Origin of the sequence: Halomonas sp. HG01, from assembly GCF_000968715.2 — a bacterium.
Lineage (GTDB): Bacteria > Pseudomonadota > Gammaproteobacteria > Pseudomonadales > Halomonadaceae > Halomonas > Halomonas halophila.
Window position 1 is genome coordinate 3363581 of the sequence record NZ_CP022134.1, and the last position, 25390, is coordinate 3388970.

General features: G+C 70.1%; 22 protein-coding genes. 14 read left to right on the forward strand and 8 right to left on the reverse strand.

Features of this window, described 5'->3' with window-relative positions; all coding sequences use genetic code 11:
- The first annotated feature begins 150 nt into the window (after window positions 1-150).
- Both UN84_RS15945 and UN84_RS15950 read left to right on the forward strand, forming a co-directional pair.
- A complete protein-coding gene (locus UN84_RS15945) occupies window positions 151-1134 on the forward strand; it encodes an alpha/beta hydrolase (RefSeq protein WP_046080322.1) in 984 nt (327 codons plus the stop codon).
- Window positions 1131-1631, forward strand: coding sequence for a hypothetical protein (locus tag UN84_RS15950; protein WP_046078810.1), 501 nt, complete (start codon window positions 1131-1133; stop codon window positions 1629-1631). The genes UN84_RS15945 and UN84_RS15950 overlap by 4 nt, the downstream gene beginning before the upstream one ends.
- A gap of 19 nt (window positions 1632-1650) precedes the next feature.
- Here the strand turns inward: UN84_RS15950 and UN84_RS15955 are convergent, their stop codons facing one another.
- Both UN84_RS15955 and UN84_RS15960 read right to left on the reverse strand, forming a co-directional pair.
- Complete coding sequence (locus UN84_RS15955; RefSeq protein WP_046078811.1) at window positions 1651-3156, reverse strand: YifB family Mg chelatase-like AAA ATPase; 1506 nt, start codon at window positions 3154-3156, stop codon at window positions 1651-1653.
- 85 nt (window positions 3157-3241) lie between these two features.
- Window positions 3242-3601, reverse strand: a complete 360-nt coding sequence (locus UN84_RS15960) for an accessory factor UbiK family protein (protein WP_046078812.1) — start codon at window positions 3599-3601, stop codon at window positions 3242-3244.
- Between the two features lie 316 nt (window positions 3602-3917).
- On the opposite strand from UN84_RS15960, the gene UN84_RS15965 reads away from it, so the two are divergent.
- The 3 genes from UN84_RS15965 to glnK all read left to right on the forward strand — a co-directional run bounded on the left by UN84_RS15965 (window position 3918) and on the right by glnK (window position 6103).
- Window positions 3918-4256, forward strand: coding sequence for a P-II family nitrogen regulator (locus tag UN84_RS15965; protein WP_016855902.1), 339 nt, complete (start codon window positions 3918-3920; stop codon window positions 4254-4256).
- 39 nt (window positions 4257-4295) lie between these two features.
- Window positions 4296-5618: an ammonium transporter gene (locus UN84_RS15970; protein ID WP_035594997.1), complete on the forward strand. Its 1323-nt coding sequence runs from the start codon at window positions 4296-4298 to the stop codon at window positions 5616-5618.
- A 146-nt stretch (window positions 5619-5764) separates the two neighbouring features.
- Window positions 5765-6103, forward strand: coding sequence for a P-II family nitrogen regulator (gene glnK, locus UN84_RS15975; protein WP_035594994.1), 339 nt, complete (start codon window positions 5765-5767; stop codon window positions 6101-6103).
- A gap of 257 nt (window positions 6104-6360) precedes the next feature.
- On the opposite strand, the gene UN84_RS15980 is transcribed toward glnK, so the two are convergent.
- Window positions 6361-7137, reverse strand: coding sequence for a ferredoxin--NADP reductase (locus UN84_RS15980; RefSeq protein WP_016855905.1), 777 nt, complete (start codon window positions 7135-7137; stop codon window positions 6361-6363).
- 160 nt (window positions 7138-7297) lie between these two features.
- Here UN84_RS15980 and UN84_RS15985 point away from each other — a divergent pair, with 160 nt between their 5' ends.
- Entirely contained in the window at window positions 7298-8224 is a 927-nt protein-coding gene (locus UN84_RS15985) for a LysR family transcriptional regulator (protein WP_035594992.1), read from the forward strand.
- A 22-nt stretch (window positions 8225-8246) separates the two neighbouring features.
- Here UN84_RS15985 and UN84_RS15990 read toward each other — a convergent pair whose 3' ends face one another.
- Complete coding sequence (locus UN84_RS15990) at window positions 8247-10100, reverse strand: methyl-accepting chemotaxis protein (protein WP_107181771.1); 1854 nt, start codon at window positions 10098-10100, stop codon at window positions 8247-8249.
- Window positions 10101-10325: 225 nt separating this feature from the next.
- Here UN84_RS15990 and ftsZ point away from each other — a divergent pair, with 225 nt between their 5' ends.
- Entirely contained in the window at window positions 10326-11447 is a 1122-nt protein-coding gene (gene ftsZ / locus UN84_RS15995; RefSeq protein WP_046078814.1) for a cell division protein FtsZ, read from the forward strand.
- Between the two features lie 37 nt (window positions 11448-11484).
- Here the strand turns inward: ftsZ and UN84_RS16000 are convergent, their stop codons facing one another.
- From UN84_RS16000 to UN84_RS16010, 3 genes are read right to left on the reverse strand one after another with little or no spacing between them, the layout of a single operon-like run.
- Complete coding sequence (locus UN84_RS16000) at window positions 11485-14007, reverse strand: EAL domain-containing protein (protein WP_173835028.1); 2523 nt, start codon at window positions 14005-14007, stop codon at window positions 11485-11487.
- A 32-nt stretch (window positions 14008-14039) separates the two neighbouring features.
- The gene (locus UN84_RS16005) at window positions 14040-15854 is read right to left on the reverse strand and encodes a bifunctional diguanylate cyclase/phosphodiesterase (RefSeq protein ID WP_046078817.1); all 1815 of its coding nucleotides are present in this window, start codon (window positions 15852-15854) and stop codon (window positions 14040-14042) included.
- 11 nt (window positions 15855-15865) lie between these two features.
- Window positions 15866-17485, reverse strand: a complete 1620-nt coding sequence (locus tag UN84_RS16010; RefSeq protein WP_161796803.1) for a methyl-accepting chemotaxis protein — start codon at window positions 17483-17485, stop codon at window positions 15866-15868.
- A gap of 255 nt (window positions 17486-17740) precedes the next feature.
- On the opposite strand from UN84_RS16010, the gene UN84_RS16015 reads away from it, so the two are divergent.
- The gene (locus UN84_RS16015; RefSeq protein ID WP_046078818.1) at window positions 17741-18094 is read left to right on the forward strand and encodes a flagellar protein FlaG; all 354 of its coding nucleotides are present in this window, start codon (window positions 17741-17743) and stop codon (window positions 18092-18094) included.
- Window positions 18095-18104: 10 nt separating this feature from the next.
- On the opposite strand, the gene fliE is transcribed toward UN84_RS16015, so the two are convergent.
- Complete coding sequence (fliE, locus tag UN84_RS16020) at window positions 18105-18434, reverse strand: flagellar hook-basal body complex protein FliE (protein WP_035599638.1); 330 nt, start codon at window positions 18432-18434, stop codon at window positions 18105-18107.
- 247 nt (window positions 18435-18681) lie between these two features.
- Here fliE and fliF point away from each other — a divergent pair, with 247 nt between their 5' ends.
- The 6 genes from fliF to UN84_RS17345 are packed head-to-tail and all read left to right on the forward strand — an operon-like array spanning window position 18682 to window position 25388.
- Window positions 18682-20424: a flagellar basal-body MS-ring/collar protein FliF gene (fliF, locus tag UN84_RS16025; RefSeq protein ID WP_046078819.1), complete on the forward strand. Its 1743-nt coding sequence runs from the start codon at window positions 18682-18684 to the stop codon at window positions 20422-20424.
- Entirely contained in the window at window positions 20414-21415 is a 1002-nt protein-coding gene (fliG, locus tag UN84_RS16030) for a flagellar motor switch protein FliG (protein ID WP_035599633.1), read from the forward strand. The genes fliF and fliG overlap by 11 nt, the downstream gene beginning before the upstream one ends.
- Entirely contained in the window at window positions 21408-22145 is a 738-nt protein-coding gene (fliH, locus tag UN84_RS16035) for a flagellar assembly protein FliH (RefSeq protein ID WP_046078820.1), read from the forward strand. The genes fliG and fliH overlap by 8 nt, the downstream gene beginning before the upstream one ends.
- A 10-nt stretch (window positions 22146-22155) precedes the next feature.
- Window positions 22156-23550, forward strand: a complete 1395-nt coding sequence (fliI, locus tag UN84_RS16040) for a flagellar protein export ATPase FliI (protein WP_046078821.1) — start codon at window positions 22156-22158, stop codon at window positions 23548-23550.
- Window positions 23547-24002 carry a flagellar export protein FliJ gene (gene fliJ, locus UN84_RS16045; protein WP_046078822.1) on the forward strand — a complete coding sequence of 152 codons (456 nt, stop codon included), beginning with the start codon at window positions 23547-23549 and terminating at the stop codon, window positions 24000-24002. Before fliI ends, fliJ begins: the two co-directional genes overlap by 4 nt.
- A 21-nt stretch (window positions 24003-24023) precedes the next feature.
- Window positions 24024-25388 carry a flagellar hook-length control protein FliK gene (locus UN84_RS17345; RefSeq protein WP_052719321.1) on the forward strand — a complete coding sequence of 455 codons (1365 nt, stop codon included), beginning with the start codon at window positions 24024-24026 and terminating at the stop codon, window positions 25386-25388.
- Window positions 25389-25390: the final 2 nt, after the last annotated feature.

Below are 25390 nucleotides of genomic sequence, written 5' to 3' on the forward strand. Positions count from 1 at the left end.
CAGTATTGTGGAAAATACTTCCACATGTAAACCCGAAGCCTGCGAACCACCCCCGGAACTCGACCAATAGACGAGGCCGGAGACGTTGGAAGGCGACGCTGGTGACCGTCCCGACGGGACGCTAGCATGGGCATCCACACGGAGGACTCGATGACCGACTTCACCCCCCTGCAGGCGCTCGGCCCCATCGCCCCGGCCGACCCCGCCGGCCACCCGCTCCAGGGCTACCTGGGCCACTACGGCCTGGCGCCGCTGCTCGCCGAGCGGGTGGGCCTGCAGGTGGGGTACGTGGACGCCCACGGCTTCCGGCTGTGGACCCAGATCTGGCGCCCGCCATCGCCGCGCGGCACCGTGTTCGTGGTGCACGGCTACTACGATCATCTGGGCCTCTATCGTCACCTGCTCGAGTGCCTGCTCGAGCGCGGCTGGCAGGTGGTGCTGTGGGATCTGCCCGGGCACGGGCTGTCCAGCGGCCCCCGCGCCACCATCGCCGACTTCGATGACTATGGCAGCTGCCTGGACAACCTGCAGACCCAGTTGACCGCCCGCGACCTGGCGCCCCGGCCCTGGGTCGGCATCGGCCAGAGCACCGGCGCGGCGATCCTGGCCACCGACGCCCTGCGCCGGGGCGACGACGGCCACTGGAGCGGCCTGGCCCTGCTGGCGCCGCTGGTGCGCCCCTGGGGCTGGCACCAGTCGAGCTGGCTGCACCGCCTGCTGGGCCCCTTCGTGCGTTCGGTGCCGCGCCGCTTCCGCGAGAACTCCACCGACAGCGACTTCGCCACCTTCCTGCGCGAGAGCGACCCGCTGCAGCCGGACCGCCTGGCCATGGAGTGGGTGGACGCCATGCGCCGCTGGATGCCGCGGCTGCTGGCCATGCCGGCCAGCCCGCTGCCGACGCTGATCCTGCAGGGCGAGCAGGATCTGACGGTGGACTGGGAATGGAACCTGGAGGTGCTGACGCGCAAGTTCCCGCGGGCCGAGATCCATCGCCACCCCGAGGCCCGCCATCACCTGGTCAACGAGGCCGAACCGATCCGCCGGGTGCTGTTCGAGGAGCTCACGCGGTTCCTCGCCGGCCTCGAGGAGGCCGACATTCCCTCTTCCACCACCCGCAGGGTCTCCCGCCGATGAGCCGTCGCCGCTTGCCGCTGCTGCCTCTCCTCCTGCTGACGGTGCTGCCGCTCGCCGGCTGCGCCGTCGGCACGCCGGACGCTCCCCAGACGGTTCGCCAGGCCCTGTTCGGCCTCGGCGAACGCGCCGCGCAGCGGGTGGCCGAGGCGCCACCGCTGCCACGACCGTCCTCCGACGAGGTGCTGCTGCTGGCCGCCCCCGAGGTCGATGACGCGCTCGGCGTCGGCGAGGACCGCCTGCTGGAAAGCCTGACCCGCTCCCTGCTGGGCCTCGGCCAGGGGCCCCAGGTGCTCGACTGGCAGCCCGCGCTGGCCTCGGGCGCCGCGGCCAACCAGTGGCGGCTGGACAGCCGGCTGGTCAGCGCCGGCCCCCGGCTGGCACTGTCCGACCGGACCCTGCTGCCGTATCGCCTGGAGCTGACCCTGCGCCGCCCGGGCGACGCCACCCCGTTGTGGCAGACGCGGCTGGATGGCGCCCTGGACGCCACCGCGCTCTGACGCCGGGGGCCGTGCTTCGTCAACGCCCCTGCAGCAGCCGATCGAGCTGACGATAGCCGATCGCCTCGACCAGTTGCTCGCGCCCGGGGTGCGGCTCGCCGGCCAGGTCGGCCAGGGTCAGCGCCACCCGCAGCACCCGATGATAGGCCCGCGCCGAGAGATTGAGCCGCTCCAGCACCCCGGCCAGCCAGGCCCGATCCGTCCCGCTCAGTGCGCAGGCGGCCTCCAGCTCGCGACTGCCCAGCCGGGCATTGAGCGCCCCGCGCGCCCACTGCCGCTCCCGGGCCGCCAGTACCCGCTCGCGTACCGCCGCCGAGGGCTCTCCGCTCTCCCGGGCGGTCAGCTGCTCCGGCGCCAGCGCCGGCACCTCCACCTGCAGGTCGATACGGTCGAGCAGCGGTCCGGAAAGCCGCGCCTGATAGCGCTGGATCTGGGCGGCGGTGCAGTGGCAGGCCCGGCGAGGGTCACCGAGATGGCCGCAGGGGCAGGGATTCATCGCCGCCACCAGCTGGAAGCTCGCCGGATAGCGCCGCTCGTGGCTGGCGCGGGCGATGTGGATGCGCCCGGATTCCATGGGCTCGCGCATCACCTCGAGCACCTGGCGGGGAAACTCGGGCAACTCGTCGAGGAACAGCACGCCCCGATGGGCCAGCGAGATCTCGCCAGGCCTGGGCCGCGAGCCACCGCCGACCAGCGCCACCGCGCTGGCGGTGTGGTGGGGCGAGCGGAAGGGGCGCCGCCCCCAGTCCTCGTCGAGCGGCAGGCCACACACCGAACGCACCGCCGCCACCTCCAGGGCCTCGTTCTCGGTCAGCGGCGGCAGGATCCCGGGCAGGCGGCTGGCCAGCATGGTCTTGCCGGTGCCTGGAGGACCGGCCAGCAGGAGATTGTGGCCACCGCTGGCGGCGACCTCCAGGGCGCGCCGCGCCTGGTGCTGGCCACGTACCTCGGCGAGATCGGCACCCGTCGTCAGCGCCTCGGCGGGGCGCGACGCCCGATGGGGCTCGATCGGCGTCTGGCCCAGCAGGTGTGCGACCACCTCGAGCAGGTGATCGGCGGGCAGCACCTCGAGATCGCCCGCGAGCGCCGCCTCGTCGGCGTTGGCCCGGGGCACGATCAGACGCCGCCCGGCCCCGCGGGTGGCCAGCGCCAGCGGCAGCATCCCGGGCACCGGACGCAGCGCGCCGTCCAGGGCGAGCTCGCCCGCGCATTCAATCTCGGCCAGCGCCTCGGCGGCGATCTGGCCCGAGGCCACCAGCAACCCCAGGGCGATGGGCAGATCGAAGCGCCCGCCTTCCTTGGGCAGGTCGGCGGGCGCCAGGTTGAGGGTGATGCGACGCATCGGGAAGTCGAAGCCGGCGTTGACCAGCGCGCTGCGGACCCGCTCGCGGCTCTCCCGAACGGCGGTCTCCGGCAGCCCGACCAGGGTGATGCCGGGCAGGCCGTTGGCCAGATGCACTTCCACCAGCACCTCGGGAGCCTCGAGGCCGAGGCCGGCCCGGGTGCGAACGATCGACAGGGTCATCGGCGGTCCCTCGCGCGGTTCCTTTCCTCAGGTAAGTCCTAAGGCTAGTTCAGCGCGACGAGCCCCGCTCGGTGACGGTTCGGAATCAGCGCCCGGTCTCGCCGGCGCCGGCATCTTCCTCAGGGGTGGACGACTGCGCCTCGGCGGCCGCATCGACCGAGGCCTCGTCCGCCACGGCCGGCACCTCGCCGCCCGCGCGGTTGGCGTCCAGGGCCTCTTCCAGCGCGGCGACCTGCTTCTCCAGCGCCTCGACCCGGCCGCGGGTGCGCTGCAGCACGTCCATCAGGATGTCGAAGTCCTCCCGCGACACCAGCTCGAGCCGGTCGAAGGCGCCGCGCACCACCTGCTGAATGCCTTTCTGCACGTCTTCCGGCGCCTGGGAGGCGCCCTGCAGGCGCTCGCCGATCTGCTGGGCCAGGCGGCCGATGCGGTCTTGGCTGACCATGATGTCTCTCCTGAGTGGAATGGGCCTTAGGGGAATAGGGCTGACTCCAAGGATACGCAAGCCGCCCGGCGGGCGCATTCCCGGGTGGCGCGGGCCTCGCCCTCGGATGGTGCGAAGCGCTCGCTCACCAGCATCAATTCAGTGCACGGCGTCCATTCACGCCTGCACCAGCCTCTCTCTGCCGGGGCGCTATTGGCAATCAACGCCCTGAAAAATATGGCAAATCCAGTTCGATGGCACGGTTTAAGCAGATGCAGGGAAACCTGCACACACACCGCGCGGAGCAGCCCGCGCTCATCCAATGGGGAGATCCGGGATGAAGCTGATTACCGCCATCATCAAGCCGTTCAAGCTCGACGACGTGCGCGAAGCGCTCGCCGACAACGGGGTCCAGGGCATCACCGTCACCGAAGTCAAGGGCTTCGGTCGCCAGAAGGGCCACACCGAGCTGTATCGCGGCGCCGAGTACGTCGTCGACTTTCTGCCCAAGGTCAAGGTCGAGATCGCCGTGGACGACGGTCGCCTCGATACCGTGCTGGACGCCATCTGCAGCGCCGCCAACAGCGGCAAGATCGGCGACGGCAAGGTCTTCGTGACCCCCCTCGAGGACGTCATCCGCATCCGTACCGGCGAGCGCGGCGCCGACGCCGTCTAAGCCGACCGTCTCTCTCCCTTTCCTTCTGGAGTGACAGCCATGAACGAGTTGACCGAGCTGAGCTACGCGCTCGATACCTTCTACTTCCTGATCTGCGGCGTCCTGGTGATGTGGATGGCCGCGGGCTTCTCGATGCTCGAGGCCGGCCTGGTGCGGTCCAAGAACACCGCCGAGATCCTGACCAAGAACATCGCCCTGTTCGCCATCGCCTGCACCATGTACCTGCTGCTGGGCTACTACCTGATGTACTCCGGCGACGCCGGCGGCATCCTGCCCAACCTGGGCTTCCTGCTGGGCGACGACAATACCGTGGCCGCGGTGACCGCGGGCAGCGACGACGCGCCCTACTACTCCATGCGCGCCGATTTCTTCTTCCAGGTGGTGTTCGTGGCCACCGCCATGTCCATCGTCTCCGGTGCCGTGGCCGAGCGCATGAAGCTGTGGGCCTTCCTGGCCTTCGCCGTGGTGATGACCGGCGTCATCTATCCGGTCTCCGGCTACTGGACCTGGGGCGGCGGCTGGCTGGCCGAGGTCGGCTTCTCCGACTATGCCGGTTCCGGCATCGTGCACATGGCCGGCGCGGCCGCGGCCCTGGCCGGCGTGCTGGTGCTCGGTCCGCGCAAGGGCAAGTACGGCAAGGACGGCAGCATCTTCGCCATCCCCGGCGCCAACATGCCGCTGGCCACCCTGGGTACCTTCATCCTGTGGATGGGCTGGTTCGGCTTCAACGGCGGCTCCGAGCTGAAGGTCTCCGACGTGAGCTCCGCCAACAACATGGCCCAGGTGCTGGTGAACACCAACGCCGCGGCCGCCGGTGGCGTGATCGCCGCACTGATCCTGGCCAAGGCCTGGTTCCGCAAGGCCGACCTGACCATGGCCCTGAACGGCGCCATCGCCGGCCTGGTGTCCATCACCGCCGACCCGCTGTCGCCCAGCGCCCTGGGCGCCACCCTGATCGGCGCCTTCGGCGGCCTGCTGGTGGTGGTCTCCATCGTCGGCCTCGACAAGCTGAAGCTCGATGACCCGGTCGGTGCCATCTCCGCCCACGGCGTGGTCGGCATCTGGGGCGTGCTCGCGGTGCCGCTGTCCAACGACGGTGCCTCCTTCGGCCCGCAGATCATCGGCATCATCGGCATCTTCGCCTGGGTCTTCATCGCCAGCCTGGTGGTGTGGCTGATCATCAAGGCGATCATGGGCGTGCGTGTCAGCGAGGAAGAGGAATACGAGGGCGTGGACCTGGCCGAGTGTGGCCTCGAGGCCTACCCCGAGTTCACCGTCTCCAAGGTGCACGGTGGTGGTGGCGCCTCCGGCCGTACCCGCAGCGAGGGCGCGAGCCAGGCCCAGGCAGCCGCCCGCTCCTGATCGCCCCGCCCTGCCGGCAACACGACATGGCCCCCTCGCGGGGCCATTTTTTCGTTCTTCTCTCCGTGGGTGTATGCTCTGGCACAATGACTCCGTCAGGGATGGCGAGTGGCGCCATCGGACACGAACAACGCGAGGAGAGACCCATGAAGCTGGTGACCGCCATCATCAAGCCATTCAAGCTCGACGACGTCCGCGAGGCGCTCTCGGACATCGGCGTCCAGGGCATCACCGTCACCGAGGTCAAGGGCTTCGGCCGCCAGAAGGGCCACACCGAGCTCTATCGCGGCGCCGAGTACGTGGTCGACTTCCTGCCCAAGGTGAAGCTCGAGGTCGCCGTGGACGAGACCATGGCCGAGCAGGTGATCGACGCCATCACCCAGGTCGCCAACACCGGCAAGATCGGCGACGGCAAGATCTTCGTCACCGCCCTGGAGCAGGTCATCCGGATTCGCACCGGCGAGACGGATAAGGACGCCGTCTAAGCTGCAAGCTGCAAGCTGCAAGCTGCAAGCTGCAAGCTGCAAGCTGCAAGCTGCAAGCTGCAAGCTGCAAGCTGCAAGCTGCAAGCTGCAAGCTGCAAGCTGCAAGCTGCAAGCTGCAAAACAGCAGCGTAAACGCCCGACACAAAGAAACCCCCGAAGGCATCAGCCTTCGGGGGTTTCTTGTAGCTCGGCGCTTGTAGCTCGGCGCTTGTAGCTCGGCGCTTGTAGCTCGGCGCTTGTAGCTCGGCGCTTGTAGCTTACTTCTCGACGAAGGCGCGCTCGATGACGTAGTCGCCCGGCTCGCCGAGGCGCGGCGAGATGTTGAAGCCCAGCTCGTCCAGCAGCGCGCTGGTCTCGTCGAGCATCGCCGGGCTGCCGCAGATCATGGCGCGGTCCTGCTTCGGGTCCAGCGGCGGCAGGCCGGTGTCCTCGGCCAGCTTGCCGCTGCGGATGTGGTCCGTCAGGCGGCCCATGGTGTGGAACTCCTCGCGGGTCACGGTCGGGTAGTAGACCAGCTTCTCGCTGATTTCCTCGCCCAGGTACTCGTGGGCCGGCAGCTCCTTGGTGATGAAGTCGGCATAGGCCAGCTCGCTGACGGTACGCACGCCGTGGATCAGCACGATCTTCTCGAAGCGCTCGTAGGCTTCCGGATCCTGGATCAGGCTCATGAACGGTGCCAGGCCGGTGCCGGTGGACAGCAGGTAGAGGTTGCGACCCGGCAGCAGGTCATCGGTGACCAGGGTGCCGGTGGGCTTGCGGCTGACCATGATCTGGTCGCCGACCTTGAGATGCTGCAGGCGCGAGGTCAGCGGGCCGTCCGGCACCTTGATGGAGAAGAACTCCAGGTGATCCTCGTAGTTGGGGCTGGCCACGGAGTAGGCGCGCATCAGCGGCTTGCCGTCGACTTCCAGGCCGATCATCACGAACTGACCGTTCTTGAAGCGCAGGCTGCGCTCGCGGGTGGTCTTGAAGCTGAACAGGGTGTCGTTCCAGTGATGAACGCTGAGGACTTCTTCCAGGGCGAACTTGCTCATGCCGGCTCCTATGTATCGCGAGGGCGCATATACCGAAAGCTCATAATTGCGCCGATTGATCTTTGCAGAGAATTCTAAGAGACGGCAGGATATCTGTTAAATGGGTTGTATGGATAAAGCTTATCTATACTCCAGATATACTAGCTCGGAGCCCCCTCCCATGCGCTATACCCTGCGCCAGCTCGAGGTGTTCGTGGCCGTGGCCCAGCACGAGAGCGTCTCCCACGCCGCCCGCGCCCTGGCGCTGTCCCAGTCGGCGGCCAGCACCGCCTTGGCCGAGCTGGAACGCCAGTTCGACTGCCGCCTGCTCGACCGCATCGGCAAGCGCCTCAAGCTCAATGCCCTGGGCTTCCAGCTGCTGCCCAAGGCCGTGGCGCTGCTCGACCGCGCCGAGGAGGTCGAGGAACTGCTGCGCGGCCAGCAGGGCATCGGCACTCTCGACGTGGGCGCCACCCTGACCATCGGCAACTACCTGGCCACGCTGCTGATCAGCGACTTCATGCAGCAGCACCCGGGCAGCCGCATCCGCCTGCAGGTGCGCAACACCCGCACCATCATCGACGGCGTGCGCCACCACGAGCTGGACCTGGGACTGATCGAGGGCCAGTGCGAGGACGAGGAGGTAATCACCCAGCCCTGGGTGGAGGACGAGCTGGCGGTGTTCTGCGCCCCGGGCCATCCGCTGGCCGGCCAGGGGCCGGTGGAGCTCGACCGGCTGCTGCGTGAGGACTGGATCATGCGCGAGGAGGGCTCCGGCACCCGGCTGACCCTGGAACAGGCCGCCCGGCACCGGCGCGGGCGCTTCAACACCCTGCTCGAGCTGGAGCACACCGAGGGCATCAAGCGCGCCGTGGAGTCGGGGCTGGGGATCGGCTGCGTCTCGCGCCTGGCGCTGCGCGACGCCTTTCGCCGCGGCAGCCTGGTGCCGATCCCCACCCCCGACCTGGACCTGAGCCGTCAGTTCGCCTTCATCTGGCATCGCCACAAGTACCTGGCGCCGGGCATGCGCGAGTTCCTCAAGCTGTGCCGGCAGATGACTGAAGGCATCCGCTGCAGCGACCAGATCGACCTGCCCCACCCCTCCTGAGGGTGAGGCAGCGGGCGAGCCCCTAGGCCGGCTCGCCGCGGCGGGCGCGGGCGTCCGGCAGCGCCGCGGTGGCGCCGTGCTGGCTCAGGGTGAAACCGCCCACGGCCTCGGCGAGGCGGTCGGCCTGCGCCTTGAGATGCTCGGCGGCGGTGGTCGATTCCTCCACCAGGGCGGCGTTCTGCTGGGTCATGTTGTCCAGCTCCGAGACCGCCACGTTGACCTGGCCGATGCCGTCGCTCTGCTCGCCGGTGGCGCTGGTGATCTCACCCAGCACGTCGGCCACGCGGGTCACGCTCTCGACCAGCTCCTCCATGGTCTCGCCGGCGGCCTGCACCTGGCGCTCGCCCTCCTGGGTGCGGGTCGCCGAGGTGTCGATCAGCTCGCGGATCTGCTTGGCGGACTCGGCGCTGCGGCTGGCCAGCTGGCGCACCTCGCCGGCCACCACCGCGAAGCCGCGGCCCTGCTCGCCGGCCCGGGCCGCCTCCACCGAGGCGTTGAGCGCCAGCAGGTTGGTCTGGAAGGCGATGCTGTCCATCATCTTCACGATCTCGGCGATCTGGCGCGACGACTCGGTGATGCCCTGCATGGTCTCGTGCACCTGGCCCATGGCCTCGCCGCCGCGGCGCGCCACCTCGCTGGCCGAGCTCGCCAGGCCGCTGGCCTGCTTGGAGGCATCCGCGGTGTGCTCCACGGTGCCGGTGATCTCCTCCATCGAGGCCGAGGTCTGCTGCAGGCTGGAGGCCGCGTTCTCGGTGCGCCGCGACAGGTCCTGGCCGCCCTGGGCGATCTCGGTGGCCGCCACCTTGACCGACTCGCTGCTGTCGCGGATGGTCAGCATCACCGACTCCATGCGCGCCACGAAGCGGTTGAAGGCGTTGGCAAGCTGGGTGACCTCGTCGTTGCCCTCCTCGGGCAGGCGGCGGGTCAGGTCGGCGTGACCGCTGGCCACGTGCTCCATGGCATCGCGGGTCGCCAGCAGGCGGCGGAAGGCGACCTTGAGCAGCGCGCCGAGGATCGCGGCGGCGCCCAGCGCCACCAGCACCAGAGTGATGGTCGAGGCGCTCATGACGCCACGCAGCCCGGCGGTGGCCTCGTGGTCGTCGAGGGCCACCACCAGCTGCCAGTCGGTGCCGCCGATGGGGCTGGCGAGCAGCCGCTTGTCGGCGCCGTCGAGATCGACGTGCTCGGGGATGTCGCGCTCGGCCAGCGCGGCGAGGCGGGCGGCGTCGAGCTCGGGAGAGAGACGCTCGACCGGCGCGAGGCTCAACGCCGGGTCGGGATGCGCCACCAGGGTGCCGTCGGCGCTGGCCAGGAAGGCCAGGCTCGAAGGCGTGGGCGCGATCCGGCCGACGATGTCGGCGATGGCATCGATCGCCACGTCGCCGCCGGCCACCGCCACCAGCTCGCCGCCGCGATGGAAGGGCGCGGCGAAGGTCACCACCAGCTTGTCGGAGGTGGCGTCTTCGTAGGGCGCGGTGACCACGACGTGACCGGCCTCCACGGCCTGCTTGTACCAGGGGCGCTGGCGCGGGTCATAGCCCTCCGGCGTCTCGCTGGCCGAGAACACCACGCCGCCCTCGGTGTCGCCGAGGTAGGTGTTCATGAAATCGCCGGACACGCGCAGCTGCTCCAGGGCCGGCAGCGGGTCGTCGGCCACGGCGGCGGCCTCCAGCGCCTCGAGCATGCCGCTGCGGGCATCGACCCACTCCTCGATGGCCTGGGCATTGCCCTCGGCCACCGCCTGCAGGTTCTGGGCGATCTGGTCATTGTTGTGGGAGCGGACGGTGAAGTAGCTGATCGCTCCGTTGAGGATCAGGGCCGCGACGATCACCGCCAGGGCGGCGAGCAGGATACGCGCGCGCAATGAAGTCAGCATGGTCACTCTCATGGGTAAGGGGGAGTTGGTCTTGTGCCGGTCCACGGGTGCCAGGAACCGGGAGCTACCCTGCTATCGGCCACGGCTCGCGTCGACTTTAGCCGTCGGCGCGAGCCGCCGATTTTCCCGCACCCTGCGGGGGGCGCCCCAGACCTTTCAAGAAGGCGGCACTTTGGCCGATGATGGGGAGACGCCCATTTCCTCACCGATCCCGCGACAGGACGCATGAGCGACCCACAGCTTCCCCAGGAATATCCCGCTTCCCTCAAGGTGGTCGGCATCGGCGGCGGCGGCGGCAATGCCGTTCGCCACCTGATCGACACCACCGCCCTCGAGGGCATCGACGCCATCGCCGTGAACACCGACCGCCAGGCCCTCGAGCGGCTGCCACAGGGCGTGGCGATGCCCATCGGCAGCGCCACCACCCGCGGCCTCGGTGCCGGAGCCGATCCCGAGGCCGGCCGGCGAGCCGCCGAGGAGAGCCACGAGGGCCTGCGCGCGCGGCTGGCCGGCGCCGATCTGGTGTTCCTGATGGCCGGCATGGGCGGTGGCACCGGCAGCGGCGCGACCCCGGCCATCGCCGACCTGGCCCGCGAGATGGGCCTGCTGACCGTGGCCGTGGTGACGCGCCCGTTCGGCTTCGAGGGTCAGCGGCGCCGGCAGGCCGCCGACGAGGCCATCGCGGCACTGGACGGCCGGGTCGACTGCCTGGCGGTGGTGCCCAACGACCGCCTGCTGCCGACCCTCGGCCACGGCGCCTCGATGATGCGCGCCTTCGCCGCCGTCAACGACGTGCTGCGCGAGGCAGTGACCGGCATCGCCGAGGTCATCACCCGGCCGGGACTGATCAACATCGACTTCGCCGACGTGGCGGCGGTGATGCGCCGGCCCGGGCGGGCGCGCATCGGCACCGGCGAGGGCACGGGCGAGGGCCGCGCCGGCGCGGCGGTGCGCGCGGCCCTGGAGCATCCGCTGCTGGAGGCCACCGACCTGGCCGAGGCCGCCGGGGTGCTGGTCAGCATCACCGCCGGCGCGGACCTGAGCCTGGCCGACTTCGACGAGGTGGGGCAGCAGGTGGCCGAGCTGGCCGGCGAGGACGCCCTGCGGGTGGTTGGCACCGCCTTCGACCCCGACATGGAAGGACGCCTGCGGGTCTCGCTGATCGCCACAGGGCTGGAGGTCGCCCAGACGCAGGCGAAGCAGCCCCCGTCGCCGCGCCGATCAAGCCCGGCCGGCGAGCCGCGCCCGGCGCCGTCGTCGACCGACGCCCCAGAGCGAGAGGGAAGCGCAGAGCCGGAGGAACTGCTGGATCTCGACGACTTCCTGAACCGCCTCAAGCGCCGCTGACGCTCAGGGACGCGCTGAAGCGGCCGAGCGACGACGCCTAGGCGGTCGTCCGATCCAGGTAGCGCTCGCGGAAGGTCGCTCCCGGCACCGGCCGGCCGGTGAGGAAACCCTGGATCAGGGTGACGTGATAGGCGGCGAGCGCCTCGAGCTGGGCCTCGGTCTCCACGCCCTCGGCCACCACCCGCAGGCCGAGCTCCCGGGCCAGCCCGGTCACCGCGGCGAGGATGGCGCCGCTGCCCCGGGACTCCCCCAGGCCGCGAATGAAGCTGCGATCGATCTTCAGCGTCGTCACCGGCAGCTCCTGCAGATAGCTCAGCGAGGAGTAGCCGGTGCCGAAGTCGTCGATGGCGATGTGGCAGCCCAGGTCACGCAGGGCCGCCAGGGTGGCCACGGCCTGCTGGTGCTGGTCGATCAGGGTGCTCTCGGTCAGCTCGAAGCCGATCTGGCCCGGCGGCAGGCCATGCGCCTCGTAGAGCCGACGCACCTCATCGACCAGGTCGGCCTGCCAGAACTGGCGCGCCGACAGGTTGATCGCCACCCGCGGCGGCGTCAGGCCGGCCTCGCGCCAGGCCTGCAGCTGGCCGGCCACCAGCTGCATCAGCCGTCGCCCCAGCGGCAGGATCAGCCCGGAGCGCTCGGCCAGCGGTATGAAGTCCCCCGGCGACACCTCCCCCAGCCCCGGCGCATGCCAGCGCAGCAGCGCCTCGGCGCCCTTGACCTCGCCGCTGTCGCGGTCGATCAGCGGCTGATAATGGACATCGAGCCCCTCGCCGGTCTCGGCGGTGTTGCGCAGCGCCGTCTCCAGCGCCAGGTGCTGGTGATCCTCGACATGCATCTCGGCGCGATAGAGCCGGTAGGTGTTGCGCCCTTCCTCCTTGGCGCGGTACATGGCCGCATCGGCTCGCTTCACCAGCCGCTCGGGCGTGTCGCCGTCGTCGGGGTAGAGGCTGATGCCCAGGCTGCAGCCGACCCGGAAGCGCTGCGTGCCCAGCTCGAAGGGCGCGCTGGTCGCCTCGATCAGCCGCCGCGCCACCCGGGTCACCTCGTCGACTTCCTTGACGTCGGGCAGCAGCACGATGAACTCGTCGCCGCCCAGACGCGCCAGGGTATCGTCCTCGCGCAGGTGGTGCTGCAGGCGCTCGGTGAGCCGCACCAGCAGCTCGTCGCCCACGGCATGCCCCAGCGAATCGTTGACCTGCTTGAAGTGGTCCAGATCGAGGAACAGCACCGCCAGGCGCCGCCCCTGTCGATGGGCGTGGCGGATCGCCAGCGCCAGACGATCGTCGAGCAGGCGCCGATTGGGCAGGCCGGTGAGCGGATCGTAGTAGGCCAGGTGGCGCACCCGCTCCTCGTTCTCGCGGATATGGGTGATGTCGGTGAACAGCGCCGCGTAGTGGGTGACCTCGCCCCGCTCATCGCGGATCGCCGAGATCGTCAGCAGCTCCAGGTAGAGCTCGCCGCTCTTGCGCCGATTCCATATCTCGCCGCGCCAGAAGCCGCCCTGCTGCAGCGTGTCCCACATGTCCCGGTAGAAGACCGCGTCGTGGCGCCCGGAGGACAGCACCGCCGGCGTGCGGCCGACCACTTCCTCCAGGGAGTAGCCGGTCATGTGGGTGAAGGCCGGATTGACGAAGCGGATGCGCGTCTGCGGGTCGGTGATGATGATGCCCTCCAGCGAGGCATCGATGACCCGCTCGGCCAGCTGCAGGCTCTCACGCGACTCGGCCAGCGCCCGGTCACGCGCCTCGAGCGCCTCGCGCAGATCCTGCAGGTAGCCGTGCTCGACCCCGGAGAGCAGGTCCTGGAAGCCCAGCAAGCCGCTCACGCCGCCCGCCTCGTCGACAACCGCCAGGTGACGCACCCCCTCGCCGACCAGCGCATCGCGGGCGCGGATCAGCGGCTCATCGGCGCCGATGGTCAGCAGCGGACGGCTGGCCAGCTCGCCGACGCTCATCGAGCCCGGATGACGGGCGACGAAGCGCACCAGGTCGCGCTCGGTGAGGATGCCCAGCGAGCGCGAGTCGTCCTCCACCACGGCGGCCTCGGCGCCGGCGTCGCGCATCCAGCGCGCCGCCTCGGCCAGGCCGAGAGCGCTCGGCAGCACCACCGGCGAGCGGCGCATCGCGCCCTTGACCTCGCGCAACCGCAGATAGGGCTCGAGCCCCTGGTTCAGCGCCACGTCGCTCTGGGACACCATGCCCAACGGGCGTTCGTCGTCATCCACCACCAGCAGGTGGCGATAGCCCAGCTGAGCGAAACGCGCGGCGACCTCGCCCACCGACACGCCACGGTCGATGGTGACCACCGGCCGGCTCATCACCTCGCCGACCGGGCGGCGCAGCGACTCGGGGTCGGCGAAGTCGAGGGCCAGGCTGTCGCGCTCGGTCCAGATGCCGAGGGTCCGGCCCTCCTCGACCACCAGGATCGCGCTGCAGCGACGCTGACTCATGCGCGAGGCGGCCTCGCACAGCGGCGTGTCCGGCCCGCAGCTGAGCAGGCCGGTATGCATGATCCGTTCGACGGAGAGGGCGTGGGTGTTGAGCAGCTGATCCGAGTCCATTCGCTTACCGCATCGTGAGAGAACCTCTCAACCTAGCGCAGCGTTTCGTCTGGACGACAGTCAAGCCCGGCGCGTCCTTGACGACGATCAACAAACAGGCTGTTGCCCGGCTGACGCTTGGCCTCGGCCTTCAGTTCGGCCAGCACGTTGCCGATGTCCATGGCGGTTCTCTCTGCCCCGGGCGCGACGGCGTGATAGGCCAGCGACAGTGACATCAGCGGCACGAACCGTGCCCGCCCCTCACGGTCGTGGCCGTCGAAACCGCCGGCCTCGCGGTGCTCGAGCGAATAGAACTGCGGCGCGAAGTGGGCGAAACGCGCCAGGATCGCCTCACAGCGCGACTTCGCCGTCGCCTCCCCCAGCACCAGCATGAAGTCGTCGCCGCCCACATGGCCAACGAAACCATCGTCGCCAGATTCTTCCTGCAGCATGCGAGCCAGGGCCAGGATGACCTGATCGCCGCGGGCATAGCCGTAGACGTCGTTGTAGGCCTTGAAGGCGTCGAGATCCGCATAGACGGCGACGAAGGCCTCTCCGCGGGCCAGGCGCGCAGCCAGCGTATCGTGGATCGCCTCGTTGCCGGGCAGCCCGGTGAGAGGGTTGGCCTGGCGCGCCGCACGCACCTGGAGGGCGGTGATCTCGCGCAGCAGGTCGACGATCTGCCCCAGGCCGCGATAGCGGCCGTCATCGTCGACCACCACGAAGTCGTCGCGGCTGCCCTTGGCGGATTCGGTGACGCGCCGGCTCAGCGCCTCCAGCGGCATCGAGGCCTCGGCCACCAGCATGCGGCGATCCATCAGCTCGTCGATGGCCCGCCGGGCATGCAGCGAGTGGCTGAAGGGGTTGGCGAACACGCCCAGGAACTCGTGCTGGCGCACCACGCCCACCGGCCGGTCACCATCGTCGAGCACCGCCAGGCAGCGCAGCTCCGGGTCAAGACGGAAGCGTTCCACCACCTCGGGCACCCGGGTGCCCTGACGAACCGGCGCCAGATGCCGGCACAGCATGGCGGCGGTGGTGCCGAAGGAACCGGAGACCTCACGTCGCGCCGGCAGTGAAGGCTCGAGCCGGGTCGGCGGCTTCGCCGACGGGCGGGCGAAGTGATAGCCCTGCATCAGCGTGCAGTTCATCTCCCACAGGCAGCGCTGCTCACCCTCGGTCTCGATGCCCTCGGCGATGACCTGGCAACCGAGGCTCCGCGACACCTCGAGCAACGAGGTCAGGAACTGGCGCTTGCCCGGATCGTGATCGATACCCTGGGCGAAGTGGCGATCGATCTTGACGAAGTCGGGGCGCAGCTCCGCCCAGTGGCGCAGGCTCGAATAGCCGGCGCCCAGGTCGTCCAGCGCCACCTGGAAGCCCATGCGCCGGTAATGGTCGACGGCCTGACGCATCAGCGCATAGTCGTGGATCGGCAGGTGCTCGGTCAGCTCGATCACCACCCGCTCCGGCGACAGCCCCACGCCGTCCAGGTAGGCACGGGTCAGGCCCTCGCGGAAGTCTCGCTCGAGCAGCGAAGCCGGCATGACGTTGAGAAACAGCCGTCCGGGCAGCCCGCATCGCGCGAAGGCCTCGATGGCCCGACGGCGGCAAAGCAGATCCAGCTCCAGCAGGCGTCCTGTCTCCCGAGCGCAGTCGAACAGCGCCACCGGCGAGTGCAGCGGCGACCCCGCGGGGCCGCGTGCCAGCGCCTCGTAGCCGAAGATCCCCTGGCAGCCGGCATCGACGATGGGCTGGAACAGCGGCGTGATCGCGCCCTCGTCGAGTATCCGCGCCAGCTCGTCGACCTGTTCGGCCGTCACCCGGTGTTCTGACACCGCCGCTGAAACGTCGTGGTCATCCTGCATGCAATGCCCCCTCAGGCCGGCATGGCCTCCAGTGCGCGAGGGTCGGACGAGGCCGGCTCCGTCGCGTCGTCCTCGGGCGTCGGCGCCTCCGCCGTCGCCAGGGTGAAGCCTGCCGTGAAGCCCCGCATGCGTTCGGCCTCTTCCTCCAGGGTCGCGGCGGTCCGCTCGGCGCGCTCGACCATGTCGCGGTTGCGCTGGGTCACGCTGCCCATCTGGTGCATGGCCTGATTGACCTGCTCGAGGCCCTGGCGCTGTTCGTCGGAGGCGTGGGCAATCTGGTCGACCCGTTCACTGACGCCCTGGATGGCGGCGACGATGCCGGTCATGTCCTCGCCGGCCCGGCGCGACAGGCCGTTGCCGCGCTCCACGCTGCTGCGCGAGGCCTCGATCAGATCGCGAATCTCGCGGGCGGCGCCCGCCGAGCGCGAGGCCAGCGAGCGCACCTCGCCGGCCACCACGGCGAAGCCGCGGCCATGTTCGCCGGCTCGCGCCGCCTCCACCGAAGCGTTGAGCGCCAGCAGATTGGTCTGGAAGGCGATGTCGTCGATCATGCCGACGATCTCGCCGATCCGCTGCGAGCGGGCATGGATATCATCCATGGTGGCGACGAAATCGGCCACCACCTCGCCGCCCTGGCGGGCCTTGCCGGTGGCCTGCTCGGCCAGCCGGTTGGCCTCGCCCACATGGGTGGCGTTGTCGGCCACCGAGGCGGTCATCTCGTCCAGGCTGGCGGTGGTCTGCTCCAGGGCGGCGGCCTGCTGCCGGGTCCGCGAGGCCAGCTCCTGGTTGCCTTCGCTCATGTCGCCGGCACCGTCCAGCACCCGGTCGCTGCCGTGGCGCACCCGTGCCACGGTGGTGGCGAGCGCCCGGCGCATGCCGTCGAGCTCGCGATACAGCTGGCCGATCTCGTTGTTGCTGCGCGCCTCCACCAGGGTGGCCAGGTCGCCGTCGGCGATGCGCCGGAAATGCGCGATCATCCGCGACAGCGGCCGGAGCACGTTGGCCCGCACGCCCCAGATCACCACCAGCACGATGGCCAGGGCGCCGCCCAACGCCGCCAGCAGCGCCAGGTTCAGCCAGCCGGCCACCGCCGAGAAGCGCTCGGCCAGACCGTCCCCACGCTCGACGGCACCGGCGAAGAAGGCATCGGCGCCGTCCATGAAGGCCTGGCTCATGTCGCTGACCCGGGACTGGCCGGAATCGTAGCCGCCCGCGTCCCCCTCCTGCAGCAGCATGAGCTGCAGCGAGAGCCCGGTACTGAACAGCGACTGGAAGCGTGAGGCCAGCGCCTCGCGGGCCTCCTGTTGCGACTCGGCCACTGGCAGCGCCTGGAAGCGCTCGAAGGCCGCCTTGGCCTGATCCATGTGGCGCTCGGCCTGTTCGAGGATGGGCCCCGGGCGGTCGAAGGAAGGCACCCGCACCAGGTGAGCGGCGCGATCCATCGCCACCTGGGCGCGCAGGGTGGCGATGTAGGCGCGGTTCAGTGCCCGGGACTGGGCGACCTGGACGTCGCGCAGCGTGTCGAAGGCACTGCGGCCGTGGTGGTTGGCGTAGAGGCCGAGGGCTCCGGTACCGAGGATGATCGCGGTGAAGGCGATCAGCACCAGGAACCAGCTGAATCGGATGGTCATTCGATCGAGGAGGCGCATCGGAAAACCTGTCGCTGATGAAGGGGCGGGCACCGGGCCCGCAGGAAGGCATGCCCGGCGTTATATCAGCGATTTATGACATTAAGATTTCGTCGACTTCTTCCATGAATGGCAGCGAAACAAAAGGCATCTCACGCTATCGCTGCCATTCAAGATATCTCGTCCGCAGCCGATAACTCGCTCCGTGTCCAACCCTCATGCTCAACGAGAGACCCTTATCGAGAAGGAGCGTCTTCCATGTCAGATGCCGTTAACGAGATCAGCGCGAGTCGCACGACCCAAACCCCCGACGGCAGCACGCCGCGCCGCCGGGTGGAGCAGGTCCTGGCCGGCTGGCTGCCGCCCGAGGAAACCGCCGCCACAGGATCGGTGAACCAGGGCGAGCTGGTCGCACCGGTGCAGCGGATCAATGAGGTGATGCGCCCCTACGGGGTGGAATTCGAGCTCAGCGAGACCACCTCGCGAGTGGTCACTCGCCTGGTGGACCGGGACACCCGCGAACTGATTCGCCAGATCCCTGCCGAGGAGGTGATGCGCGTCGCCGAGCATCTGGAGGAACTTCAGGGCAGGCTGATCGATCTGGAGGCCTGATCGAGCGCGATCAGACCTGCATGTTCATGATGTCCTTATAGGCCGTCACCAGGCGGTTGCGGACCTGGAGCCCCATTTCCGAGGCGACGCTGGCCTTCTGCATGTCGACCATGACGTCGTTGAGCTCGACGCCCGGCTCGCCGGCCTGGAAGGCCTTGGCCGAGTCGGCGGCCTGGAGCTTGAGCTCGTTGATGCGCTGGATCGAGGACTGAAGCTCGCCGGCAAAGCCGCCGTTGCCCACGGCGGTGTCGAGCTGCTGCCCCTTGGCGGCCTCACCGCCGGCCTGGGTGGCCAGCGACTGCATCTGGGCGAGTGCCGAGGCGAGAGCGGGTGAACTCATCGGGAACCCCTGTGATGGACATGGTGATCGATGGAAGCCAAGGCTAGCAGCGCGCCCTTGGCCACCATGCCGGCAATTGACGCGCAAAACTCGGGTTTTTCATACCTTTGGCGTGACACCCCCTGCGGATAATGGCCGTCATCACAGTTCCGCCCCGGACGGGCGGCGAATCGCGACGGACGGGAACGCAGTCGATGCCTTCATCTAGAGCCCAGGGTCCAGGCGTCATCTCCGACGGGAGGCCCGCATGAGCAGTGGCGCCTCCGCCACCGGCGGCCAACAGGCCCAGACCTCTCCCTTCGCGCAGCTGTCCCGGCAGCTGCGCGGCAGCCCCCTGATCGCCCTGCTGATCGTCGGCGCGGCCGTGGTCGCCATCGCGGTGGCGCTGCTGCTGTGGGCGCGCAGCCCAGACTATCGGGTGCTGTTCAGCAACCTCAGCGAAGCCGACGGCGGCAGCATCATCAGCGAGCTCGACAGCCGCGGCATCCCCTACGAGTTCAGCGCCGGCGGCCAGGCGCTGATGGTGCCCGGCGACCGGGTCCACAGCCTGCGCCTGCAGCTGGCCGAACAGGGCCTGCCACGCGGCGGCAACGTCGGCCTCGAGCTGATGGAGAACCAGGCCTTCGGCATCAGCCAGTTCGCCGAGCAGGTCAACTACCAGCGCGGTCTCGAAGGCGAGCTCGCCCGCTCCATGGAATCGCTCGGCCCGGTGGCCGGCGCGCGGGTACACCTGGCGCTGGCCAAGGACTCGGTCTTCGTGCGCCAGCGCGAGCCGGCCAAGGCCTCGGTGGTGCTCAACCTGCAGCCCGGCCGCACCCTCGGCGAGGGCCAGGTGGCCTCCATCGTGCATCTGGTCGCCAGCAGCGTCCCCGACCTGGCCGCCGATGCGGTCACGGTGGTCGACCAGAGCGGCCGACTGCTCTCCACGCCCGATGGCGGCGGCTCGGGGCTCGACGGCACCCAGCTCGACTACGTCGCCGAAGTGGAACGCGCCTACCAGCGCCGCATCGAGACCATCCTGGCGCCGATCCTCGGCCGCGGTAACGTCAAGGCCCAGGTCACCGCCCAGGTCGACTTCTCCCGACGCGAGGAGACCTCCGAACGCTACGGCCCCAACCAGCCGCCCAACGAGGCCGCGGTGCGCAGCCGCCAGACCAGCCTCAACGTCAACGGCAACGGCGATCTGGCCCAGGGCATTCCCGGTGCGCTCAGCAACACGCCCCCCGGCGCGGCCCCCTCCCCGATCGATGCCCAGGGCGAGGACGCCGAGCAGGACCAGGCAAACGACGAAGAGGGCGGCACGACGACCGAGCAGCGCCTGAGTCGTGATGACGTCATCAACTATGAGGTCGATCGCCAGGTCTCCCACGTCCAGCATCGCCGCGGCGGGGTCGAACGCCTCTCCGCCGCCGTGGTGGTCAACTATCGCGAACGCCTCGACGAGGACACCGGCGAGCTCGTTCCCGCGCCGCTCGACGAACAGGAGATGGCGCAGATCGAGCGTCTGGTACGCCAGGCCATGGGCTACTCCGACGCCCGCGGCGACCAGGTCGCGGTGGTCAACAGCGCCTTCGCCGCCGGGGACGACGCGGCCAGCGAGCCGGCCTGGTGGCAGCGCAGCGACGTCCAGCAGCTGGCCTTCGCCCTGGGCCGCTACCTGCTGGTGGGCATCGCCCTGCTGCTGCTCTATCTGCTGATCCTGCGGCCCTTCATCCGCCGTTACACCGAACAGCCCGCCCCGGCCAGCCTGCCGGCATCGCCCGGCTTCCAGGCCCGCGTGGGCGGCGACGAGGACGACGAGCACGACCGCGCGGCCGACGAGGATCACGACGATGAAGCGGCGAACGAAGAGAGCCCGGCCTCGCGGCGTCGCAAGCGTCGCGCCACGACCTACGAAGCCAACCTCAATGATCTGCGCGAGATGGCCCAGGAGGACCCGAGCATGGTGGCCATGATCGTTCGCGGCTGGATGAACAAACATGACGAGTAATGCGATGACCGGCCTGCGCCGCAGCGCCATCCTGCTGCTGGCCCTCGACGAGGACAGCGCCGCCGAGGTCTTCAAGCACATGTCCAACAAGGAGGTGCAGGCGCTGAGCATGGAGATGGCCACCATGAGCCAGGTCTCCCACGAGGAAATGCGCCAGGTGCTGCAGGACTTCAGCAACGAGACCGAGGAATTCATCGCGCTGAACCTCAACTCCAGCGACCATATCCGCTCGGTGCTGACCAAGGCGCTGGGCAGCGAGCGCGCCTCGAGCCTGATCGAGGACGTCATGGAGAGCGCCGGCAACAACTCCGGCATCGACGCGCTCAACCTGATGGAAGCCTCGATGGTGGCCGAGCTGATCCGCGACGAGCACCCGCAGATCATCGCCACGATCCTGATCCACCTGGAGCGGCACCAGGCCTCGGACGTGCTGGAAGCGTTCGACGACAAGCTGCGCAACGACGTGGTGCTGCGCATCGCCACCTTCAGCGGCGTGCAGCCGGCGGCGCTGCAGGAGCTCACCGAGGTACTCACCGGCATGCTCGACGGCCAGAACCTCAAGCGCAGTAAGATGGGCGGTGCCCGCACCGCGGCCGAGATCCTCAACCTGATGAACAGCAACCAGGAAGAAGCCGCCATCGAGACCGTTCGCTCGCACAGCGAGGACCTGGCGCAGAAGATCATCGACGAGATGTTCCTGTTCGAGAACATGGTCGACCTCGACGACCGCAGCATCCAGATGGTGCTCAAGGAGATCGATACCAACTCGCTGGTGGTCGCGCTCAAGGGCTCGCCCGAGACGCTCATGGACAAGTTCCTGCGCAACATGTCCCAGCGCGCCGCCGACCTGCTGCGCGAGGACATGGAGGGCCGCGGGCCGATCCGCGTTTCCCAAGTGGAGGCCGAGCAGAAGGCCATCCTCCAGGTGGTGCGCCGCCTGGCCGACTCCGGCGAGATCGTGCTGAGCGGCGGAGACGACACCTATGTCTGAGGCCGGCTGGAACGACGAGACGCCCTGGCGCCGCTGGCGCATGGGCGAGCTGCGTCAGCCCGAGCCGAAGGCGGCCTCGACACCAGACCCCAGGGCCGCCGCCCGACAGGCCCGCGAGGCGGAGGCCCGTCGCCAGCAGCAGGCCCTCGAGCAGCTGCGCGAGCAGGCCCGGCAGGAAGCCCGCGAGGAGGGCCTGCGCGAGGGACGCGAGGCCGGCCACGCCGAAGGACTGGCCCAGGGCCTCGAGGAAGGCCGCCGGCAGGCTCGCGAGGAGCTGGAGCAGCGCCTCGAGGAGTCGCTCGCGCCGCTGCTGCCGCTGGCCCGCCACTTCGAGGAAGCCCTGGCCGATCTGGACGAGGCCCTGTCCGAAGACCTGGTCGACCTGGCCCTGACCACCGGCCGCCAGCTCGCCGGCGACGCCCTCGAGGCGCGCCCCGAGCAGGTGCTGACGCTGATCCGCGAGCTGCTCCACAGCGAGCCGCCGCTGATCGGCCAGCAGCGCCTGTGGCTGCATCCCCGCGACCTCGAGCTGGTCACGCAACACCTGGGCGAGGAGCTGGAGGCCGCCGGCTGGCGACTCCAGCCCGACGACCAGCTCAGCCGCGGCGGCTGCCGGGTGACCAGCGAGCGCGGCGAGCTGGACGCCACCTGGGAGACCCGCTGGCAGGCGATCCAGGACCAGCTGCGCCGGCGCCAGCCGCCGACCGACACCGACGAAGACGAGGCGTGAGTCGACCGCGATGAACGACACCGCTCCCACCAACCGCCACCAGGCCAGCTGGCAGCGCGCCCTCCGCGGCGTGCGCCGGCGCATCGAGCCGCTGCCGACCAGCCGCGCCAGCGGCCGGGTGGTGCGGGCGACCGGCCTGGTGATCGAGGTGGTGGGCCTGCAGGTGGCGCTGGGCAACGCCTGTCGCATCGAGCTGCCCGACGCCCGCGGCCGGCTGGGCCGCCACTATGCCGAGGCCGAGGTGGTGGGCTTCGACGGCGAGCGCCTGTACCTGATGCCGCTGGCCGAGATCAGCGGCCTGCGCCCCGGCGCCCGGGTGCTGCCGCTGGGCGACGGCAGCGACGGCGCCGCCCGCCGTTTCCCCCTTGGCGAGTCGCTGCTGGGCCGGGTGGTCGACGGCAATGGCGCGCCGCTGGACGACCAGGGCTCGCTGGACGAGGCACCCCGGGCGCCGCTGGCCACGCCGCCGCTCAACCCGCTGTCGCGGGCGCCCATCGATACCCAGATCGACGTCGGCATCCGCGCCATCAATGCCCTGCTCAGCGTCGGCCGCGGCCAGCGCATGGGCCTGTTCGCCGGCTCCGGCGTCGGCAAGTCGGTGCTGCTCGGCATGATGGCCCGCTACACCCGGGCCGACGTGATCGTGGTGGGGCTGATCGGCGAGCGCGGCCGCGAGGTCCAGGACTTCATCGACAACATCCTCGGCCCGGAGGGGCGCCGGCGCGCCGTGGTGGTGGCGGCCCCGGCCGACACCTCGCCGCTGCAGCGCCTGCAGGGCGCCGCCTACGCCACCCGCCTGGCCGAGGGCTTCCGCGATCAGGGCAAGAACGTGCTGCTGATCATGGACTCGCTGACCCGCTACGCCATGGCCCAGCGCGAGATCGCCCTGGCCATCGGCGAGCCACCCGCCACCAAGGGCTATCCGCCCTCGGTGTTCGCCAAGCTGCCGAGCCTGGTGGAACGCGCCGGCAACGCCGAGCGCGGCGGCGGCTCGATCACCGCCTTCTACACGGTGCTGACCGAGGGCGACGACCAGCAGGATCCGATCGCCGACTCGGCCCGCGCCATCCTCGACGGCCACGTGGTGCTGTCGCGCACCCTGGCCGAGGCCGGCCACTATCCGGCCATCGATATCGAGGCCTCGATCAGCCGCGCGATGACCGCCATCGTCGACGCGCCGCAGCTCGAGCAGGCACGCCGCTTCAAGAGCCTGTTCGCGCGCTATCAGCGCAATCGCGACCTGATCAGCGTCGGCGCCTACCATCCCGGCCACGACCCGCAGCTGGACGAGGCGGTGAATCGCTATCCTGCCCTGGAGGGCTTCCTGCAACAGGGCATCGGGGAGTGCGCCGACCTCGATGCCTCGCGTCAGGCACTGCTCGGCGCCCTGGGAGGCAGGCCATGAGCCGCACCGCACTCGACAACCTCACCGAACTGGCCCGGGAGGCCCGCGACCAGGCCGGTCAGAAGCTCGCCGGCGACCGTCGCAGCGCCGACCAGATCATCGCCCAGCTGGAGTCTCTGCAGCGCTACCGAGCGGAGTACGCCGCTCGCCTCCAGACGGCCCTGCGTGACGGCATCGATCCGGCCAGCATGCACAACTATCAGCGCTTCCTGGCCTCGCTGGACGACGCCCTCGCCCGCGCCCGCCAGGCCCTGGTCGAACAGCAGCGCCGCGTCGAGCGCAGCCAGCGCCACTGGCAGCAGGAACAGCGCCGCCTGAGCGCCTACGACACCCTCGCCGAGCGGCGAGCCGATGCCATGCGCAAGGCCGAACAGCGGCGCGAACAGCGCGCCACCGACGAACTGGTGACCCAGCGCTGGCTGCGCCGGGACAGCGTACCGAGCGGCTACTAGGCGGCCGTCAAGGAGAACCACATGGACATTCAGCAGTTGCTCACCGCCCCCTCGGGCCAGACCGCGAAGGGCAGCGCCTCGGGCCATGCCGCCGGCCTGACCGGCGGCGACTTCGCCAAGGCGCTGGCCTCGCTGTCACCCCAGGCCGGCACCCAACCCGCTCCGGCCAGCGGGGCGGAGTCGTCACCGCTGGCCGCTCGACTGCCGCAGGAGACGGCCGCTGCCGACGGCGTGGCCCTGCCCGAGCGCCTCCAGCATCTGCTGGCTTCCGCCGCCGAGGGTGACGACGTCAAAAAGGAACTGGAAACGCTGCTGGTCTCGGCAGGAGATGGCGCAGAGGCCTCGGCGTCGCTGCGTCAGGCCCTGGCCTCGCTCGCCAATGACGACGGTCTTCCCGAGAAACTGCAGACCCTGCTGGCCTCCGTGGCCGACGGCCAGGACCCCGCCATCGCGCTCCAGGAATGGAAGGCCGCCGCGGACGCATCCGAGGAGACTGTGCCCCCCGAGCTCGCCGCCGCCCTGCAGACGCTGATGACCCAGCTCACCCCGGGACAGAGCGCGGGCCAGGCCCGGGCGACGCCCGCCACGACTCCCCAGGCCCCGGCCAACGGTGCCCCGTCGCCTCTGCCCGGCCTCGCGGCCCCATCGACCAACCCCCTGCTCGAAGCCACCCAGCCCCGTGCCGACGCCGCCCCCAACGCGGCAACCTCGGCCGCGCTGGCCGCCGCCGAGGCGGTACGCCAGGCCGCCGGTGGCGCGCCGGCCACCCCCGCCACCACCTCGTCGCAGGCCATGATCGAGGCCCTGGCCGCCCGCCAGCAGAGCCCGGGTGGTAACGCTCAGGAGGCACCGCTGCTCGCGGGCGGTTCCGTTCCCGGCGGCCAAGGCACCCTGCCGCTGACGCCCTCGACGAGTCCCGGCAGTCTCGCCGCCACGGCCCAGCAGGCCAGCCTGAGCGCGCCGGTCGGCAGCCAGTCCTGGCCCCGCCAGCTCGGCCAGCAGCTGCTCCAGTTCGCCCGTCAGGGCGGCGAGCAGCGCATCGAGATGAGGCTGCACCCGGCCGAGCTGGGCCCGCTGTCGGTGACGCTCAAGGTCGGCGATCAGGGCGCCCAGGCACACTTCCTGTCGGCCCACGGCCAGGTGCGCCATGCCCTCGAGCAGGCGATTCCGCAGCTGCGTGAGGCGCTGGCCGAACAGGGCATCTCCCTGGGCGAGACCTCGGTGGGCGAGCAGCGCCAGGGCGGCACCGAAGGAGAAGGCCGCCGATTCGCCGACGCGGCCGCCGGCACGAGCGGAGGCGAGAGCGACTCATCCGCAGAGACCGTCACGCCCGCGGCGGCTCCCGGCAGCATGATCCTGGACGGCCGCGTCGATCTCTACGCCTGATC

Bases quoted from the DNA above. Each gene is read 5' to 3' on its own strand.
- UN84_RS15945 (WP_046080322.1), top strand. From the start codon at position 151: ATGACCGACTTCACCCCCCTGCAGGCGCTCGGCCCCATCGCCCCGGCC.
- UN84_RS15950 (WP_046078810.1), top strand. From the start codon at position 1,131: ATGAGCCGTCGCCGCTTGCCGCTGCTGCCTCTCCTCCTGCTGACGGTG.
- UN84_RS15955 (WP_046078811.1), bottom strand. From the start codon at position 3,156: ATGACCCTGTCGATCGTTCGCACCCGGGCCGGCCTCGGCCTCGAGGCT.
- UN84_RS15960 (WP_046078812.1), bottom strand. From the start codon at position 3,601: ATGGTCAGCCAAGACCGCATCGGCCGCCTGGCCCAGCAGATCGGCGAG.
- UN84_RS15965 (WP_016855902.1), top strand. From the start codon at position 3,918: ATGAAGCTGATTACCGCCATCATCAAGCCGTTCAAGCTCGACGACGTG.
- UN84_RS15970 (WP_035594997.1), top strand. From the start codon at position 4,296: ATGAACGAGTTGACCGAGCTGAGCTACGCGCTCGATACCTTCTACTTC.
- glnK (WP_035594994.1), top strand. From the start codon at position 5,765: ATGAAGCTGGTGACCGCCATCATCAAGCCATTCAAGCTCGACGACGTC.
- UN84_RS15980 (WP_016855905.1), bottom strand. From the start codon at position 7,137: ATGAGCAAGTTCGCCCTGGAAGAAGTCCTCAGCGTTCATCACTGGAAC.
- UN84_RS15985 (WP_035594992.1), top strand. From the start codon at position 7,298: ATGCGCTATACCCTGCGCCAGCTCGAGGTGTTCGTGGCCGTGGCCCAG.
- UN84_RS15990 (WP_107181771.1), bottom strand. From the start codon at position 10,100: ATGCTGACTTCATTGCGCGCGCGTATCCTGCTCGCCGCCCTGGCGGTG.
- ftsZ (WP_046078814.1), top strand. From the start codon at position 10,326: ATGAGCGACCCACAGCTTCCCCAGGAATATCCCGCTTCCCTCAAGGTG.
- UN84_RS16000 (WP_173835028.1), bottom strand. From the start codon at position 14,007: ATGGACTCGGATCAGCTGCTCAACACCCACGCCCTCTCCGTCGAACGG.
- UN84_RS16005 (WP_046078817.1), bottom strand. From the start codon at position 15,854: ATGCAGGATGACCACGACGTTTCAGCGGCGGTGTCAGAACACCGGGTG.
- UN84_RS16010 (WP_161796803.1), bottom strand. From the start codon at position 17,485: ATGACCATCCGATTCAGCTGGTTCCTGGTGCTGATCGCCTTCACCGCG.
- UN84_RS16015 (WP_046078818.1), top strand. From the start codon at position 17,741: ATGTCAGATGCCGTTAACGAGATCAGCGCGAGTCGCACGACCCAAACC.
- fliE (WP_035599638.1), bottom strand. From the start codon at position 18,434: ATGAGTTCACCCGCTCTCGCCTCGGCACTCGCCCAGATGCAGTCGCTG.
- fliF (WP_046078819.1), top strand. From the start codon at position 18,682: ATGAGCAGTGGCGCCTCCGCCACCGGCGGCCAACAGGCCCAGACCTCT.
- fliG (WP_035599633.1), top strand. From the start codon at position 20,414: ATGACGAGTAATGCGATGACCGGCCTGCGCCGCAGCGCCATCCTGCTG.
- fliH (WP_046078820.1), top strand. From the start codon at position 21,408: ATGTCTGAGGCCGGCTGGAACGACGAGACGCCCTGGCGCCGCTGGCGC.
- fliI (WP_046078821.1), top strand. From the start codon at position 22,156: ATGAACGACACCGCTCCCACCAACCGCCACCAGGCCAGCTGGCAGCGC.
- fliJ (WP_046078822.1), top strand. From the start codon at position 23,547: ATGAGCCGCACCGCACTCGACAACCTCACCGAACTGGCCCGGGAGGCC.
- UN84_RS17345 (WP_052719321.1), top strand. From the start codon at position 24,024: ATGGACATTCAGCAGTTGCTCACCGCCCCCTCGGGCCAGACCGCGAAG.